Raw genomic sequence first — 17,060 nt, 5'->3', positions numbered from 1 at the left:
AGGTCTTCCTTATGCGTCATCCCCCGACGGAGTGTTCACAACCTCCCCGGGAAGTACAACTAGAACTATTCGAACCGCTTCCGGAAGCTGTCCTCCATACGGTCAGCGACACCACCGCTCTTCGCCCCGGAGCCTGACTTTCCGGACGGAGGCCCGGACTTCCCGGCACGGGAACCCGACGCCCCGCCCCCACGGAAAGCCAGCAGCCCCCCACCGAACATCACGAGGAACCCGACGACGCCGAGCGCCACAAACCATAGGCTGTTCTGGGACAACGCGATCCCGGCGATGAGGAGACACACGCCGAGGAGGAAGACCGCTACCGAGCGGATTCCAATGCTGAAGCCACCGCTGACCGGACCGTCTCCGGAGGCCTGCCTGGCAAGGTTAGGGTCGTCGGCAATCAGCGCCTGCTCGATCTCCTGCAGCATGCGCCGTTCCTGTTCTGAAAGGGCCACGATCGTCCTCCCCTGAGGTGTCGGGTGTCGATATTTACCGGAAGTTCTTTCTCTACCGTCTCAACGCACGATGGGCGGAAAAAGTTCCGTACTGATGTCTCTCAGCCTACCCCAGGACCGCCCTCCGACCGTCACGCAACCTCAGGCAGGTAGCCGACACGACCCCGGACAACATCAAGGAAGTCGCAGGCATCCTGGTACACCTCTGTCACCTGCGCTTCCGACAGGCCGGGAACCAGTCCCATCTCCACCTGCGCCACCAGCCGGGCATGCGGGGCGAAACGTCGGCACCAGGTCTCCATCTCCTCATCCCCGGCGAGTGCCCGCACCTTTTCCCATGCACTTCCCGGTGGCAGTCTCCGCCGCTTCTTCCTGGCGAACTGGATGACCGCACCTGCAGCACGCAGCGCGGCACGGTACGCCCATGTCAAGCGCTCCTCACGGACCAGGTCCGTACGACTGAGCTCAAGCAGTCGCTCCGCCTCGATCACAAATGTGTCGGGCGGAACGGCCCCACCCTTGTGCGACCTGTTCATCCTGGCGACATTGCCGGTAGCTCCCTGTGCCATGACCGCCTCCTTCCCGAACCGTCCCGTCCGTTTTCCGGTACTGATGTCCCTCACGGTACGAAGGCACCCGGACATGGAGAGCGGAATGCGGCTCGACTTAGAACGTATGTTCGACTTTACCCGTTCGGGCGAGCCCTCCCACTCCGTTTGCCACAATGGAGACGTGACCGATGACCACCAGATCAGCGTATGCACCCTCCCGGTGCAGGATTATGTCCGCCGCATCGACCAGCTTGTCGACATCCACCTGAGGGCGATGTCGTACCCGCCGGAGACCTTCCACCAGCGTCGGCAACTCTGGTTGGCCAACGCCCGGAAACCGGGGTTCAGCTGTGCGGTCGCACTGTCCCACCCGTCCCGCTCCATACCGGACACCGGAAGGTCAGCACACCGTGCCGTCGGGGTGGCCTACGGTTTTCCGGGTGACTGCTCCAGTTGGTGGTACAGGGAAGTCCACCGAGGACTGGTCTCCGCCGGTCACACGTCCGAGGACGCCGACGCACTGCTCGCAGACTACGACGAGATCTCCGAAGTCCATGTGCACCCCGACTACCAGGGACGAGGGATCGGCAGGAGACTGCTCACCACGCTTCTTCCCCATCTCCACCGACCGGTCTCACTGCTCTCCACCCCGGAAGTCGCCGACGAAGCCAATGCCGCATGGTCCCTCTACCGCGCCACCGGCTTCCGGGACGTCCTGCGGGGATTCCGGTTCGGCTCCGACCCCCGGCCGTTCGGCGTCCTCGCCCTCACCCGCACCTGACGGGGCGCGTCACCGTACCATGTCCTGACCCAGTTCAGGACCCCACGCCGGGGCCATCCCCAGGTTATGGAGCACCTCCTGGGTCGCACGGACGTTGTTCATCGTCATGAAGTGCAGGTCGGGTGCACCCTCGGCGATGAGTCGCTCAGCCATCCTCGACGTGACCTCGATACCTGCCTCACGGATCCCCGCGGCATTCTTCACCTCATCACCGGCAGCGGCACGGGTCAGCAGATCATCGAGCTCCTTCGGCAACGAGGCACCGGACAGCTCCAACTGCCGACGTACCGACTTCAACGAGGTGATCGGCATCAGACCGGGAATGATCGGTTTCGCACCGTGCACCGGGTCAGCAGCCGCCAGCCGATCCCTCAACCGGAGGTAGTGGTCGACGTCGAAGAACATCTGGGTGATGGAGTAACTGGCGCCTGCGCGTAGTTTCTGCAGCGTATAACGGGTGTCGTCCTCCAGGCTCCCGGCACGGTAGTGCCCTTCGGGGAAGGACGCGATACCGATGTCGAAGTCGGCGCACTCGGGCATGGATCGCACAAGCTCGATCAACTCATGGGCGAAATTGAGCCCCCCGTCGACCGGCGTCCAGTCCCCCATCGGGTCTCCCGGAGGATCCCCCCGTAAGGCCAGGAGGTTCGTCAGTCCCAGTGAGGCGAACTCGCGCAGAATGTCGCGGAGCTCCTCTTCCCGGTGGTCGACCAGGGTGAGGTGGAGCAACGTCGTCAACGGTTTGACCGCCAGGCGCGACGCCACCCGCTCCGTGCGCTCCCTGCTCGACCCCCCAGCACCGTAGGTCACCGACACGAAACTGGCACCGAGGTCGTGAAACGCCTCCGCGGCGGACCAGAGACGCTGTTCTGCAGCATCATTGCGCGGGGGCATGAACTCCACCGAAAAGGGGACGCGTCCAGGCGTACCCCACTTGAGGGTGTCTGCGACGGCGACCTGCAGGCTCGCCGGGGCGGGGCGGTGAGTTTCATTGACCATAGGGCCCCATCCTAGAAGACCCTCCCCCGCCTCCGGCAGGTCGAGGTCTGCTTTCCTCACCCCGGTCCCTACTATTGGGTTGAACCGGACGCGAATGCGCTCCCCCACCTAGTTACGGAGGACCCACGATGGCCGACGCCGCCCCGACGAAGACCTGGTACGTCGACGCGCCGCTGACCGACGTCCCCCCTGTCGTCGACGACACCCTCGCGGAATTCCTGGCTGCCAGGCACGCGGAGTTCGACGGCATCGACCCCGTCATCGCACAGGGCATCAGCGAACTCGGCGGGTTCGTCGTCGGTGGCAAACGGCTCCGTCCTCTCTTCGCCTGGGCCGGTGTCCGCGCCGCACTGCAGGGCGGTGGAGGCCGGCTCGATCACGCGACCGACGCAGACAACCTGATCACCGCCGTCAGCTCCCTGGAGTTCATCCAGGCGTGTGCACTGATACACGACGACATCATCGACCACTCGGACACCCGCCGTGGACGACCCACCGTCCACCGCTCGTTCGAGTCGCGGCACCGCCACGACCAGTGGCACGGTGATGCCGGTGACTACGGGGTCAGTCAGGCCATCCTCGTCGGCGACCTCGCTTTCGCCTGGGCGGATGACATGCTCGCCGACTCCGGGATCTCCGCTGAATCCCTGCTGCGCGCCCGGACGCCATGGCGTGCGATGCGCACGGAGGTCATCGCCGGGCAGATGCTCGACATCTCCGTGGAAGCCAGCGGTTCCGAAGATCCTGAAGCGTCCGCGAAGGTCAACACCTACAAGACCGCCGCCTACACCGTGGAACGACCCCTGCACCTCGGTGCCGCCCTCGTGGACGCTCCCGAGCGGACGGTGCAGATGCTGCGCGCTGCGGGCCGTGACATCGGCATCGCCTTCCAGCTGGAGGACGACTATCTCGGGGTCTTCGGTGACCCGGTCGTCACCGGGAAGGCGTCCGGTGACGACCTCCGCTCCGGAAAACGGACGTATCTCGCCGCGACCGCCCTGCGCGCCGCTGACGCCACCGATCCGGCCGCCGCGGCCCGGCTGCGGGCGGGTATCGGCACAGTCACGTCTGAGTCGGAGGTCGACGACCTCCGGGCGATCATCGTGGACTCCGGGGCCGCCGCCGACACCACCGCACGTATCCGGTCGCTCACCGATCGCGCCATCGGCACCCTCCGCCGCGGCGGACTCGATGCCTCGGTGACGGAGGAACTCATCACCGTCGCCGAGCAGCTCACCGAGCGGAGGAGCTGAACCGTGCTGAGAACCATCGGAGCCCGGGTCCGAGACATGCCGCGTCGCCGCGCCGTCCTGCTCGGAGTGATCGGTTCGGTCCTGCTGGCGTTGTGTTCCCACTCCGTGGGCGCGACCCGCAACCGCGGCGGGGTCCTCCAGGAACTGGGGTGGTCGAACCTGGGTTTCGGGCACCTGTACGGGATCGTCGTCGTGTTCATGTGGGTGGCGATCCTGCTGATGCTCCTGTCCTGGATCGTGGTCGGCGGACGGATCGTCCGCCTGGGGGAAGCGCTGGGAACCCGTACGCTCATCGCCTGGGTCGCACCGTTGTTCTTCGCCGGGCCGCTGATGAGCCGTGACATCTACTCCTACCTGATGCAGGGCACCCTCGCCCGCGACGGGTTCAACGCCTACGACGTCGGCGCCTCCGCCAATCCCGGCCGCATGTTCTTCGAGGTGAGCGGGGACTGGAGAAACACGACGACCCCGTACGGCCCGCTCCACCTGTGGATCGGGGAAGGCATCACACGGATCACCGGGGACAACATCACCGCCGGGATCATCGTCTACAAGATCCTCTCGTTGGCCAGCTTCGCCGTCCTCGCCTGGGCGGTCGCCGGCCTGGCCCGGCAACTCGGGTCCTCGCCGCACCTCGCGGTATGGATCGGCGTGGCCAACCCGCTCGCTGTCATCCATTTCATCGGCGGCATGCACAACGAGGTCACCATGATGGCCCTCGTCTGCGCCGGTCTGCTCCTCGGCCTACGAGCCGCACCGGTGCGTGGTCTGGTCTACGGATCGGCCCTGATCGGAGCCGGTGTCGCACTGAAAGCGACCGCCCTGTTCGCGCTGCCGTTCCTGGTCTGGGTGTTCGTGGCACGGCGCGCCGGCACACTTCCCGGTGAGGATGCCCCCCGCCGTCGCTTCCGGGAGATTCTCCGGGATCTCCGTCAGTTCACCCCCGCCCGCCTGGTGACGATGCTGATCGGTGGGCTCGGTTCCGCCGCAGTGATGCTGGCCTCCGTCGTCGTGATCACCTGGGCGAGCGGCCAGACCTGGGGGTGGGTCGCCGAAATCAGCGGAAACACCAAGGTCATCAACCCCCTCTCCCTGGCGTCCCTGCTGGCCGGCTTCCTCGTGCGCCCGTTGAGCCTGGTCAACGAGGAGATCTACTTCAACGAGATCGTCGCGGTCCTGCGGCCGGTCACCATGGCACTGATGCTGCTGGGGCTCGTGGTCTGCTGGCTCATCTGGCGACGCGGACCGCGCGACGCCATGGTCGGCGCGACAGCCGCCTATGCGGTGACCTGCGTCCTCAATGCCGTCGTCCTGCCCTGGTACTACATGGCACCGCTGGCGCTCTTCGGGGTCTGGGTCCGTGACCGCCGGGCGGTGATCGTGGTGGCCTGGTTGTCGATGGTCATGTCCATGACCTTCGACGGAGGCGGCAACAACCGTCTCTACTCACTGTGGTGGCTCATCGTCGTCGGAGTGGTGATGTGGTGGGCCGCCACCACCTGCCTCAGGGACTCAGCCGATGGCCATCGCCTGGGCGCGACGCATGACCTCCCTGGCGAGGTGCCCGTGGAGCGCGTCGACAGGACGCCCCGGCAGTGACCCGTCCTCGGTGAACAGGAACTCCAGGATCTCCTCGTCCGAGTAACCCCCGTCCGCCAGCAGGGCGATGAGACCGGGCACGAACCGGTTGATGTCACCGGTGTCCGTGAAGAACCGCGCCGGGATCTGCCGGACACCGCCCACCTGCACCGCCACCAGGCGGTGACTGTTGAGGTCATCCATCACGCGGGTCACCAGGACGCCGAGCAGTTCTGCGGTTTCAGGGACGTTGAAGACCCGCTCGCCGGCCGGGAGCCCCGACACGGCGGCGGTGAGCTCGCGTCCCGCCACCGCCCCCTCGTCGGCACGGTCGGACCCGGAGGTGACGTCAGGATTGTCGCTGTTGTTGTTCGCACTCACAGCACCCACCCTATCCCGTCCTCCCGACTTTCCTGGACTGCCCCGTATACTTCCCCGGTAGCCGTAAATGAAAGGAGGCGGGTCGAACATCATGGAATCCCAGTTGCGACCGGGGGACCTGTTGGACAACCGGTACCGCATCGGCGAGACAATCGCCCGTGGAGGAATGTCGGTCGTCTACCACTGCGTCGACACCAGACTGGACCGCGACCTCGCCGCCAAGGTCCTCGACCCGGGGTTCGCCCGGGAGCCCGCGTTCCGTGCGCGGTTTGAACGCGAAGCGCGGGCCGTGGCGCGTTTGAACCACCCGTGTCTGGTCAACGTCTTCGACCAGGGGGTTGACCACCGCCCGGACGGGGACCATGTGTTCCTGGTCATGGAGCTGGTGCCTGGCGGTACGCTGCGCGAGCTCCTCCGCGAGCGCGGTCCCATGCCACCGCACGCGGCGCTCGCCGTGATGGGTCCCGTCCTCGAGGCACTCGCCCTGGCGCACGAAGAGGGGATGGTCCACCGGGACGTGAAACCGGACAACGTCCTCATCCGCGAGGACCACCAGGTCAAACTCGCCGACTTCGGTCTGGTCCGCGCCTCCCGTCGTGACGTCTCCTCCGGCGGCCCGGTGATCGGCACCGCCGCCTACCTCTCCCCCGAACAGGTCCGGGGCGGACATGTCGGCCCGGAGGGTGACGTCTACTCCGCCGGCATCCTGCTGTTCGAACTCCTCACCGGACGGACCCCGTTCCGGGGCTCCTCGCCCGAAGAGACAGCGTTGATGCGACTCGACAACGAGGTGCCCCCACCGTCGAGTCTCATCGCAGGCGTCCCGCCTGAACTCGATGACCTGGTACTCCAGGCCACACGCCGGAACCCCTCCGAACGTTTCGTCGACGGGGACACCTTCCTGGCCGCTGTCCGGGACACCCGCCGCGACCTCGGCCTCCCCGACTTCCAGGTCCCCGCACCCACGGTCAGCGCCGTCCACCGCGCACTGGAGGGGTCTGTCGTCTCGGACCGGTTGAGTTGGGACGACGACGCCATGGCCACCAGCATGTTCGCCGCCGGGGCCACCGAGACCCGCGATGACCTTCCGGCGGCGCACACCGCCGAAACCAACCTCGTTCCCCAGGTCTCCCCCACCCCTGACCCGGACTATCCCCCCGAACCTCAGCAAGCGCGCGATGACCAGTCCGCGGTTCAGGAGCACACGCCTCCCCGCTCCCGGCCGTTGACCAACCGCGGCGGCGCGGCGACGCTGATCTGGGGTGTCCTGCTCGTCATCCTCGTTATCGGGGTCGCCGTCGCGGGCTGGTGGGTGACGTCCGGCCGGTACGGTGAAATCCCCCAGGTCCTCGGCCAGGATGTCTCGGGCGCCCGTGCGGCGGTCGAGGCGGCCGGGTTCACCGCCACCGTCAGCGAAGTCTATTCCGATGATGAGCCGGAGGAGACCGTGACCGGGACGGACCCCGACGCCGGCGAACGGGCGTTGCGCGGAGATGACGTCGCCGTCCTCGTCTCCCAGGGCCGCCCCACCGTCCCCACCCCGGGGGCGACCGACAACCTCTCCGCCTACCAGGCTAAGTTGTCCGACAGAACCTTGACCTGGACCGTCGGGGAATCCGTGTACTCCGACGACGTCAGCTCGGGCATCGTCGCTGAAGTGACTCCCAGGGCAGGGCAGGCGGTGGACACCGGGACTGAGGTCACCGTCAAGGTCAGTAAAGGTGCGAAGCCGGTGAAGGTGCCGGACGTCTCCGGCATGTCCGAGCGTCAGGCACGTCGGGCGATCGAATCCGCCGGGCTGGAGGTCGGTGACGTTGAACGTCGGTTCGACGAGGACGTCGACGGCGGGGACGCCATCGGCACCGATGTCGACGCCGGAAGCGAAATCCCCGGTTCCTCCCCGGTCACCCTGATCCTCTCCAACGCGATCACCGTGCCGGACCTGGAGGGTATGAGTGCCGACGAGGCCGCCGCCGAACTGCGCGACCTCGGCCTGTCTCCCGGTACCGGCGACGGGGTGTCGGACACCTCCGTCTCCCGCGGCGACATCGCCGACCAGGAACCTTCGGCAGGTACCCGTGTCGACCCCTCGGAGTCGACGACGGTCACACTGCGGGAATCGACCATGGTCCGGGTGCCCTTCGTCATCGGACGGTCAGTGGACAGCGCGACAAAGGCCCTCGAAGACGAGGGCCTGAAGGTCACGGTCGACGGGCGGCAGGACGGTCGCGTGATCACCCAGTCTCCGGGACCGACGTCACGCGCCGCTGTCGGCGACACGGTCACGGTCCGGACCCTGTAGACTGCCGTCGGCCCCGGCGGGGAGGTTACTTACGCAGCATCTCCGCCACGAGGAAGGACAGCTCGAGTGCCTGCTGGGTGTTCAGGCGGGGATCCACCACAGTCGCGTACCGTGACGGGAGGTCCAGGTCGGTGATGTCCTGCGCTCCACCGACGACCTCGGTGACGTCCTCACCGGTGAATTCGATGTGTACTCCACCGGGATGGGAACCGGCGGCGCGGTGCACCTCGAAGAACCCCTGGACTTCATCGATGATGCGGTCGAAGTCACGGGTCTTGTAACCGTTGGACGAGGTGTAGGTGTTGCCGTGCATCGGATCGCACTGCCAGATGACCTTGTGTCCGGTCGCTTCAACAGCCTCGACGATCGGAGGCAGCACGTCCCGGATCTTATCGTAGCCCATGCGCGTGATCAGTGTCAACGTGCCAGGCTCATTCCGGGGATCGAGCTTCTGGACGTAGGCGACCGCCTCCTCCGGAGTGGTCGTCGGTCCGATCTTCACTCCGACCGGGTTGCCGACCATCGCGGCGAAGGCGATGTGGAAGTCGTCGAGACCGCGTGTGCGCTCACCGATCCAGATCTGGTGGGCGGAGAGGTTGTACAGCACGTCCTCGCCCTCCTCCCCGTGGGCCAGACGGAGCATCGCACGCTCGTAGTCACGCACCAGCGCCTCGTGTGAGCAGTAGATGTCGGCCGTCTGCAGCGTGGAGTCGGACACCCCGCAGGCACTCATGAACTCCAGGCCGCGCTCGATCTCCCCCGCCAGTGCCTCATAGCGGGCACCGGCACGGGAGTTGGCGACGAATTCACGGTTCCACTCGTGCAGTTTGGCCAGGTCGGCGGTGCCCGAGCTGGTCAGTGCCCGCACGAGGTTCATCGCGGCACCCGAGTTGGCGTAGGCACGCACCATGCGGGACGGATCGTGGCGCCGTTCCTCTTCGGTGGCACCGATGCCGTTGACGAGGTCACCACGGTAGTTCAGCAGTCCGTTGGAGTCGCGGTCCGCGGAACGCGGCTTCGAGTACTGACCGGCGATACGCGCCATCTTCACCACCGGGGTGGAGGCACCGTAGGTCAGCACCACGGCCATCTGCAGCAGGGTCTTGACGTTGCCGCGGATGTGCGGCTCGGTGTTGGACTCGAAAGTCTCCGCACAGTCCCCTCCCTGCAGCAGGAACGCCTTGCCGCGCGCAACCTCGGCGAGCTGCGTCTTCAGGCGCCGGATCTCCGGTGCCACGACGATCGGAGGCACGGACTCCAGGATCTTGCGCACGCGGTCGGCATGGCCCTGATCCCACGACGGCTGCTGTTTCGCGTCGCGTGCGATGGTGTCCTGAAAGACCCGTTCGAGGTCGCCGGGCAGCGGCGGCAGATCAGGAAGCTCTTCGAGAGGTGCGTCAATTGTCCAACCCATGCGCGTCATCTTACGAGACGCCGTGCCCGAATGGTGAACTGCCCTATCTTGACAGGCGGAACTTCACCAGATTGGCACGCGCGTCCTCGAGAGCATCATGTGCCCGGGCCGGTGGATCCGGCAGTTCGGGCCGCCCCGCCGACTCCCAGAGCTGCTTGAGCTCGCGGGTGAAACGGGGAAGTTCCTGGGGAAGCTGCGTCATGTCACCCCACAACTGTGCGAGCGCCACGTGGTCGTACGCACCGACCCAGGCCCAGAGCTCCGGACGCCGGGATGCGGGCAACCAGTCGCCCTGACGGTGGCCGGGCACCAGGAAAGCGAACAACCGGGAACGGATCTCCGCCCTGGACATCCACGCCGGGTCGGTACGTGGAGGCAGCAACGGCAGGACGTTGCGGCGCACCCAGTCACCGGCCTTGCGCTCCTTGAACTCGGTCGAGACGGCGTAGAACTCCCGGCCGTCCTCGGCCACCACACCGATCGACACCAGGTCGATGGTGGTGCCGTCCTCGATGAACTCGGTGTCGTAGAAGTATCGCACGGCACGTAAGTCTAGACCCGGACCCTCACCCGGTTGTCTTCACGGTCCCCCGTCTTAGCACGGCGCGGCAGTGCCGGCGGGTGCAGAACCCACTTGAGCACCGGCGTCCTTCCCACGAGGTAGAAGACGAAACCGGTCACCACGCAGGTCAACAGACCGGTGATGATCATCGCGTTCGTTCCTCCCAGGAAGCCCCAGACCACCGGATCAGAGTCGATCAGGGCAGGGACGACACGGTTGGTGACGACATGCAGGGCCGCATGGTGGGATACGTAGATCGGCAGCGTATTGCGTCCGATCGCCGCAATCACGGTGGACAACCCGGGCGTCCGGGAGATCCACGTCGCCACGAGGATACCCATCGGCACCGCGGTGACGATGCGGACCAGGGCCAGCAGACTCATGACCGACGCCTCGCCGGTGGACCAGCCGTCCGGACGCACGTAGTCGGCAGCCAGGGAGTAGACCCACTCCCAACCGGCGAAGACGAGGACGGAGGTGGCGACCACCGCCAGATTCCCCGCGTAGGCGGCGATCCTGAAGAAGAGGTGCCGGAAGTGCAGACCCAGGAAGAATGCCGGAGCGTACTGGATGATGTGTGTGATCTCCGGATAGGACGTCCACCCCACGGCCGCGACCACCAGTGCCGGGAGGAACGACACGGCGACAGCCCCGACCGGTGGTACACGCCGTAGCACGCAGGCGAGGATGTTGAAGATCATCAGGACGTAGAGGAACCAGATCCCCGGGTCCCCCAGCAGGATGGCCCGTGCGAGACTGGCCCAGCTCAGGTCATCGGCCATGTTGAGCCGGATCGCCGCCTGTACCGGGGTGAAGACCAGGTACGGAACCAGCAGGAACCAGAGCCTGCGGTACCACAGGTCGCCCAGCGTCCTCTCGATCACACGGTGGGCGAACAGGCCCGAGATCACGAAGAACAGCGGCATCCGGATCGGGTCCATGAATTCGTTGAACCAGTTCCACGCGGTCGATGTCCCGCCCGGGACCCCGGTGACCACATGCATGTAACAGACACCGATGATCGACAACCCCTTGGCACAGTCCGCCCACAGGAGTCGGTTCGCCCCACCGCTCGCTGAGCTGCCCGCGGCACGAGGCGAAACGGGGTCGCGGGTGTCGCGGGTGTCGACGGCCGGGGTTCTGGAAGTGTCTGACACGGAACTCCAGGGTGCCCGATCAGGACGGAAGAATCAATTGAGTGTGCCCTGATATAGAGTCAACCACTGTGGAAAAACGCAGCACTCCGTCACGACGCCGAGGTACCGCCACCCGCTGGTACGTCGGCGTCGTCCTCACGGTGACCGTCATCGGTATTCTCCGGTTCGTCCTCAGCGACAACACCTTCACCTACCACTTCGACTACGACATCTACCGCGGAGGAGGCCGCGCCGCCCTCGACGGGGCCTCCCTGTACAACCAGAGTTTCCAGGCACAGGGCATCACCCTGCCTTTCACCTACCCCCCGTTGTCCGCCCTCGTCTTCGCTCCCCTGGCACTGGTACCGGGGACACCGGGTTATCTCGCGTTCACCGTCCTGAGCATCGTCGGACTGGCCATGACCGTGATGATCGTCGTCGGGTCGCTCGCCACGGAGCAGGTGGGCCGCACACGGCCGACCCCCACCGGGCGTCAACTCGTCCTCACCGCCCTCGCGGCGCTACCCGTCGCCGTATGGCTCTGGCCCGTCACCCACACCCTGGAATTCGGCCAGATCAACATCCTGCTGATGCTCATGGTCGCCGCAGACCTGCTTCTCCCCCGAACCCCCTGGCCGCGGGGCATGCTCATCGGATTCGCGGCGGCACTCAAACTCACCCCCGCCGTGTTCGGCCTGTACTTCCTGCTGCGCCGGCAGTGGGGACCCGCGGTCACCAGCGTGGTCTCCGGCATCGCGGTCACCGCGGTCGCCTGGCTGATCCTGCCGACCGACTCCCGGCAGTACTGGACGGAGACCATCAGCGACCCCTCCCGCATCGGCGGGCTCGCCTACTCCGCCAATCAGTCACTGCGCGGATTCCTGGCCCGTTTCACCGGCGACCCACTCCAGACGACTCTGTGGTACATCCTCGCCGCAGTGACCGTCATCATCGTGGCCCTGGTCATGCTGCGACTCATTGCCGTCGGGGCGATGACCGCCGCCGTGTGCACCAACGCACTGCTGGCGCTGCTGGTATCCCCCGTCTCCTGGGCACACCACTGGGTGTGGGTCATGCCGATGCTGCTGGTCGTCGGTACGTCACTCTGGACTCGCCGGCGCACCCGCACAGCCGCCGTCCCCCTCACGGTCCTTGCGCTTCTTCTGGCACTGAGCGCCACGGCATTCCCGGTGCACGTGTACCTTCCGTCCGCGCACGATGCCGAGCTCGACTGGGCATGGTGGATGAAGGTACTCGGGTCCGAGTACGTCCTGGTCGCCGCCGTGTGGCTCGGTGTCGCCGGTGTCCGTCCACAGGCACTGCGCCCGGGCGGAGACCGCGGTGTCAGAGACGGTGGTGAAGGAAACGGGGACGAGGCTTCGTCCCCAGCACCCGGCCCGTCCCCGGTTCAGTCCCCTCCGGGTACCCCTTCCCAGCGGTGAGCGACTCCTTGACGTCAGCAGCGTAGACACTGTCCACATACTCCTGCCCCGACAGTTCCGCGAGCCTCTCCATCGTGTAGTCGGTCAACGCCCGTGCACGGGCGTAGTCGTCGTCCCCCTGGTCAGCGAAGTCCGCGGGGTCGATGGGGTCACCGACGACGACACCGACCCGGTGGGGCCGCAACATCCAGGAGCCTGCGACATTCGCCTTCTCGGAGTCGATCATCGCCACCGGGTACACCGTCGCGCCGGAGGCGAGGGCGATCCTGGCCATCCCGGTCTTCCCGCGGTACAGGCGGCCGTCCGGCGAGCGGGTGCCTTCGGGGTACATTCCCAGCGGGTCGCCCTTCTCCAGCACGCGCAGTGCCGTCTCCAGGGCCGCGTCCTGGGAGTCCTTGTCCTTCCGGTCGATGGGGACCTGACCCACCGAGGAGAAGAACCACTTCTGTATACCGCCGGCGAACCCCGGGGTGGTGAAGTACTCCTTCTTCGCCAGGAACGTCAACTGACGTTTCGAGAGCAACGGAAAGTACAGCGAGTCCATCACCGCCAGGTGATTCGAAGCCAGGATCACCGGCCCCTCGGAGGGGATCCTGTCCAGGCCACGGGCGAACGGCCGGTTGTAGAGCCACAGCCACGGTCCGATGACCACATTCTTCAACCACCAGTAGGTGCGGTTCTGCACTGATCTATCCCTTTCACAAGCCGGTCGAGGACGGACTCAACTGAGTCTGCCCGGCAAGAAGCGCCACGCCGATCATACCTGCCTCGGACCCCAGGGACGCTGCTTCGACGCGGGCGAGCGGACGGAAGCCGGCACCGACCACCGACGCCTCCATCTCGGCCCTGGCCCCGGGCAGGTACAGGTCCGCGTCAGCGGAGACGCCGCCGCCCAGGACGATCAGTTCGGGATCCAGGATCTCCTGCACGGCCGAGAGGCCGCGGCCGAGCCACAGGGCGAAGTCGTCGATGACCTCCTTCGCCAGGGGATCGCCGTCCCTGGCGAGCCGGACGACGCTGCGTCCGGTGATCTCCTCCGGCCGGGAGTGGAAAATACCGGCGAGCATACTGTCCGGGTGACGCCCGGTGGCGATGTACTCCAGCGCGGTGGTCTCCAGTGCACTGCCGGAGCAGTAGCGTTCCAGACACCCCCGCTTTCCGCACGGGCACGCACGTCCTCCTGGAACGACGGTCAGATGCCCGAACTCGGGTGCGGTTCCGTAGGCCCCACGGTAGAGGGCACCCTCATGGACCAGCGCGCCACCGATACCTGTCCCGACGGCGAAGAGCACCCAGGTCGCAGCATCCCGTCCCGGGCCCAGGATCTGCTCCCCCCAGGCCGCCGCATTGGCGTCGTGTTCCAGGATGACGGGCAGACCGAGCCGCCGGGACAGTCGATCGCGCACGTCCCGGTCACGCCACGGCAGGTGCGGGGCGAAACGGACCCGCTCCTGGTCGGCGGTGATGAATCCGGCCACGGCGAGCCCGACGGCACCGACGGCGTGACGCCGGCGGAGGGTCCCGACCGCGTGCGCTATCGCGGTCTCGAGGGAGTCGACCGTGGACGGGGTGGGTAGCTGCTCGATGTCGAGCACCTGCCCAGCCGGGTCGACCACCGCGGCACGGAGATTCGTCCCCCCGATATCGATGCCGATGGTCAGTTGCGTCACTTGTCCTCCTGTACGTCGCGCACCGGCGTCCCGGCACAACCTGTCCAGGCTATCGGTCACACCCGCCAGTTCCAACTGTGGCGGCCCGGACGGCGTGCGTCGCCGTCGAGCACCGAGACGAGCTGCGCGCCAAGGACGTCCCAGTTCCATGCGTTCCGGACGTACGCCTGACCGGCCACGGCATACCGGCGGGCACGCTCAGCGTCGGTGAGCAACGCCGACACAGACTCCGCGACCGCCCCGACGTCACCGCCGTCCACGACATCGCCGGTGGTCCCGTCCTGCACCGTCTCCGGGGCACCACCACCGGACCCTGCGATGGTCGGGACGCCGCATGCCTGGGACTCCAGGAACACGATTCCCAGCCCCTCCACGCTGAACCCGCCACCCTGTGTACGGACGGGCATGGCGAAGACGTCCCCCGCACAGTAGTGGGCGACGAGTTCCCCGTAGTCGACGGGGCCCGTCACGGTGACACGGTCGGACAGGCCGAGGCCCGCGGCGCGGGAAGCCAGCTTCCCGGCGTAGTCGCCGGGACCGACGATCAGCAGGTGGGCGTCAGGCACCCGGGACAGGACGTCCGGCATCGCCTCGACCAGAGTGTCCTGGCCCTTCCTCGGCACGACACGCGACACGCAGACGACCACACGACGATCGTCGATCCCCAGGCGACGGCGGACCCGTCCACGCCCTTCGGGGTCGGGGCGGAACACCGAGGTGTCCACACCGCCGGGCATCGGTTCCCACGCCACACCGGGCCCGAACGCGGAGGCGAACCTGTCGCGTGCGTAGCGGGACACGTAGGTCAGGCAGTCGGTCCTGCGACCGATCATCCGGAGGACGGTGCGCCCCCCGGGGACCATCGACCACCCCACTTCATGGCCGTGGGTGGACGCGACGACCCGACGGGCCCCGGCCCGCCGTGCAGATCCGCCCATCAGCGCCAGCGGGGTCGACGATCCGAACCACACTGTGTCGATCCCCCGCTCCCCGATCACACCGGCCATGCGGCGCGCCGTCGCCGGCGTCGGCAGCATCACCGAGCGTGGCCACCGCACGACGTCGAACGGCAGCTGTGCGTCGTAGGAGGCCGCTGCCGACGCGTCCTGGGTGGAAGCGAAGACCGTCAACCGACCGGGTTGCCGCCGTTCCAGCTCTGCGCAATAGTCACGCAGGTAACTCTGGATCCCGCCGACCGTCGGAGGGAAGTCATTGGTGACGAGGAGAACGCGGGAGTCCACGACGGAAGCGTCCGACGACCGGTCAGTAGCGGGCGGCGCCGGCGAAGGGCATACTGTCGACGCTCACGACCTGGACCGGGATGCCGTAGTCGGAGGCGTGGACGATCTTGCCGTCACCGATGTACATGCCTACGTGGGTGACGCCCGGGTAGAACCCGACGATGTCCCCCGGCTGAAGCTCGCCGCGGGAGACGGAGGTGCCGCCGGCCACCTGCGCCGAGGAGGTGCGCGGAACCGACTTTCCGATCTGCTGGTAGGCCCAGAACATCAGGCCGGAGCAGTCGAAGGAATCGGGGCCCGTGGCGCCCCAGGAGTAGGGTGAACCCAGTTTGCTCATCGCGGCGCCCACGGCACCTCCTGCGTCGCTGACCGCATCCCCGGCTGCGCCTGCGACCTTGCCCAGGAACTCCTCGACATCGACGTCGATGGGCCCGTTGCGGTCCACCCAGCGCTGCTTCTGGTCTGGGCTGAGACCGTCCACCGCGGTGGAGATGTCCTTCTTCAGCCCGTCGAGGTCACGGGTCCGCTCATCGAGCTGCCCCTGGCGGATCTCGAGCTGGTTGAGCTGGAAGTCCGCGGAGGCCTTGGAGCGGTTCGCCTTGGATTCGAGGTCAGCGGCCTCCTTCAGCCCGTCCTGGAAGGTGGAGAGGGTGTTGGTGCGGTCGGCGTTCAAGGCGCTCGCGAAGGCACGCCGGTCAATCGCGTCCTGCGGGTTGGCCGAGCCTGCCATCGCCGAGACCGGGTCGATGACGGCACCACGGTAGAGAGACTGCGAGAGCTCCGTGACGGGCCCGCGATTCGCTTCGACATCGGCCCTGGCTCGCTGGGCTTCCGCCGAGTAATGCGCTGCCGCGCGGTTCGCGCGGTCGAGCTGAGCGCGGGTGTCGTCGAGCGCACGGGAGTTCTCCTGCACCTCGTCGCTGACCTCCTGCGCCTGACGCGAGACCTCGGCGAGACGCTCGAGAAGCCCGTCCGCGTCATCCGGGAGGGGTGAGGTGTCAACGGCGTCTGCAGGGGCCGGCGCGGCGGGATCCGCCGCGACAACGGAGGTCGATGCCACAGTGAGCGCGACTGCCGTGCCGATGCCTACGACGAGGCGGGTCGATGTGCCGCGTGTGGAACTACGGTGCCCGGACGGGCGGATCATGCTCACTGTCTCTGAAACCTCTTCGCTTGTCTCTCTATACAACGTCGATATACTGCCACAACTGTGCCCGGGAGCCGTACTCAGACACACGACGCGCCCCGAGAGGGGGTACCACTGCGGGTACCACCTCACCGGGGCGACAAGA

16 protein-coding genes are annotated in these 17,060 nt (G+C 66.8%); 5 read left to right on the top strand and 11 right to left on the bottom strand.

Annotation, left to right across the window (positions count from 1 at the left end; translation table 11 throughout):
- Window positions 1-65: 65 nt before the first annotated feature.
- Both FS507_RS15270 and FS507_RS15265 read right to left on the bottom strand, forming a co-directional pair.
- Entirely contained in the window at window positions 66-458 is a 393-nt protein-coding gene (locus FS507_RS15270) for a DUF3040 domain-containing protein (protein WP_145943633.1), read from the bottom strand.
- A gap of 131 nt (window positions 459-589) precedes the next feature.
- Complete coding sequence (locus FS507_RS15265) at window positions 590-1,027, bottom strand: SAV_6107 family HEPN domain-containing protein (RefSeq protein ID WP_145943632.1); 438 nt, start codon at window positions 1,025-1,027, stop codon at window positions 590-592.
- Window positions 1,028-1,190: 163 nt separating this feature from the next.
- Between FS507_RS15265 and FS507_RS15260 the strand changes: the two genes are divergently transcribed.
- Window positions 1,191-1,790, top strand: a complete 600-nt coding sequence (locus FS507_RS15260) for a GNAT family N-acetyltransferase (protein ID WP_260853553.1) — start codon at window positions 1,191-1,193, stop codon at window positions 1,788-1,790.
- Between the two features lie 9 nt (window positions 1,791-1,799).
- Here the strand turns inward: FS507_RS15260 and FS507_RS15255 are convergent, their stop codons facing one another.
- Window positions 1,800-2,789: a methylenetetrahydrofolate reductase gene (locus tag FS507_RS15255; protein ID WP_145943631.1), complete on the bottom strand. Its 990-nt coding sequence runs from the start codon at window positions 2,787-2,789 to the stop codon at window positions 1,800-1,802.
- A gap of 128 nt (window positions 2,790-2,917) precedes the next feature.
- On the opposite strand from FS507_RS15255, the gene FS507_RS15250 reads away from it, so the two are divergent.
- Entirely contained in the window at window positions 2,918-4,042 is a 1,125-nt protein-coding gene (locus tag FS507_RS15250; protein ID WP_145943630.1) for a polyprenyl synthetase family protein, read from the top strand.
- A gap of 3 nt (window positions 4,043-4,045) precedes the next feature.
- Entirely contained in the window at window positions 4,046-5,641 is a 1,596-nt protein-coding gene (locus FS507_RS15245) for an alpha-(1->6)-mannopyranosyltransferase A (RefSeq protein WP_260853552.1), read from the top strand.
- On the opposite strand, the gene FS507_RS15240 is transcribed toward FS507_RS15245, so the two are convergent.
- Window positions 5,555-5,905: an Rv2175c family DNA-binding protein gene (locus FS507_RS15240; RefSeq protein ID WP_145943639.1), complete on the bottom strand. Its 351-nt coding sequence runs from the start codon at window positions 5,903-5,905 to the stop codon at window positions 5,555-5,557. The two genes, FS507_RS15245 and FS507_RS15240, sit on opposite strands and share 87 nt — an antisense overlap.
- Window positions 5,906-6,092: 187 nt before the next feature.
- On the opposite strand from FS507_RS15240, the gene pknB reads away from it, so the two are divergent.
- Entirely contained in the window at window positions 6,093-8,303 is a 2,211-nt protein-coding gene (gene pknB / locus FS507_RS15235) for a Stk1 family PASTA domain-containing Ser/Thr kinase (protein WP_145943629.1), read from the top strand.
- A gap of 25 nt (window positions 8,304-8,328) precedes the next feature.
- On the opposite strand, the gene FS507_RS15230 is transcribed toward pknB, so the two are convergent.
- Genes FS507_RS15230 through FS507_RS15220 form a run of 3 tightly spaced genes read right to left on the bottom strand, consistent with a single transcriptional unit; the run spans window position 8,329 to window position 11,436 of the window.
- Window positions 8,329-9,717, bottom strand: a complete 1,389-nt coding sequence (locus tag FS507_RS15230) for a class II 3-deoxy-7-phosphoheptulonate synthase (RefSeq protein WP_145943628.1) — start codon at window positions 9,715-9,717, stop codon at window positions 8,329-8,331.
- A 43-nt stretch (window positions 9,718-9,760) separates the two neighbouring features.
- Window positions 9,761-10,258: a polyadenylate-specific 3'-exoribonuclease AS gene (locus FS507_RS15225; RefSeq protein ID WP_145943627.1), complete on the bottom strand. Its 498-nt coding sequence runs from the start codon at window positions 10,256-10,258 to the stop codon at window positions 9,761-9,763.
- Between the two features lie 11 nt (window positions 10,259-10,269).
- A complete protein-coding gene (locus tag FS507_RS15220; protein ID WP_145943626.1) occupies window positions 10,270-11,436 on the bottom strand; it encodes an acyltransferase family protein in 1,167 nt (388 codons plus the stop codon).
- Window positions 11,437-11,504: 68 nt separating this feature from the next.
- Here FS507_RS15220 and FS507_RS15215 point away from each other — a divergent pair, with 68 nt between their 5' ends.
- Window positions 11,505-12,857, top strand: a complete 1,353-nt coding sequence (locus tag FS507_RS15215; protein ID WP_145943625.1) for a glycosyltransferase 87 family protein — start codon at window positions 11,505-11,507, stop codon at window positions 12,855-12,857.
- Here the strand turns inward: FS507_RS15215 and FS507_RS15210 are convergent.
- From FS507_RS15210 to FS507_RS15195, 4 genes are read right to left on the bottom strand one after another with little or no spacing between them, the layout of a single operon-like run.
- A complete protein-coding gene (locus FS507_RS15210; RefSeq protein WP_145943624.1) occupies window positions 12,760-13,542 on the bottom strand; it encodes a lysophospholipid acyltransferase family protein in 783 nt (260 codons plus the stop codon). The two genes, FS507_RS15215 and FS507_RS15210, sit on opposite strands and share 98 nt — an antisense overlap.
- A 13-nt stretch (window positions 13,543-13,555) precedes the next feature.
- Entirely contained in the window at window positions 13,556-14,527 is a 972-nt protein-coding gene (locus FS507_RS15205) for an ROK family protein (protein ID WP_260853551.1), read from the bottom strand.
- Window positions 14,528-14,583: 56 nt separating this feature from the next.
- The gene (locus tag FS507_RS15200; protein ID WP_145943622.1) at window positions 14,584-15,768 is read right to left on the bottom strand and encodes a glycosyltransferase family 4 protein; all 1,185 of its coding nucleotides are present in this window, start codon (window positions 15,766-15,768) and stop codon (window positions 14,584-14,586) included.
- A 22-nt stretch (window positions 15,769-15,790) separates the two neighbouring features.
- The gene (locus FS507_RS15195) at window positions 15,791-16,915 is read right to left on the bottom strand and encodes an NlpC/P60 family protein (RefSeq protein WP_145943637.1); all 1,125 of its coding nucleotides are present in this window, start codon (window positions 16,913-16,915) and stop codon (window positions 15,791-15,793) included.
- Window positions 16,916-17,060: the final 145 nt, after the last annotated feature.

Origin of the sequence: Corynebacterium glyciniphilum AJ 3170 (genome assembly GCF_007673095.1) — a bacterium.
GTDB lineage: Bacteria > Actinomycetota > Actinomycetes > Mycobacteriales > Mycobacteriaceae > Corynebacterium.
The sequence above is the reverse complement of the archived record's forward strand: the minus strand, read 5'-3'. Positions and strand labels throughout refer to the sequence as shown.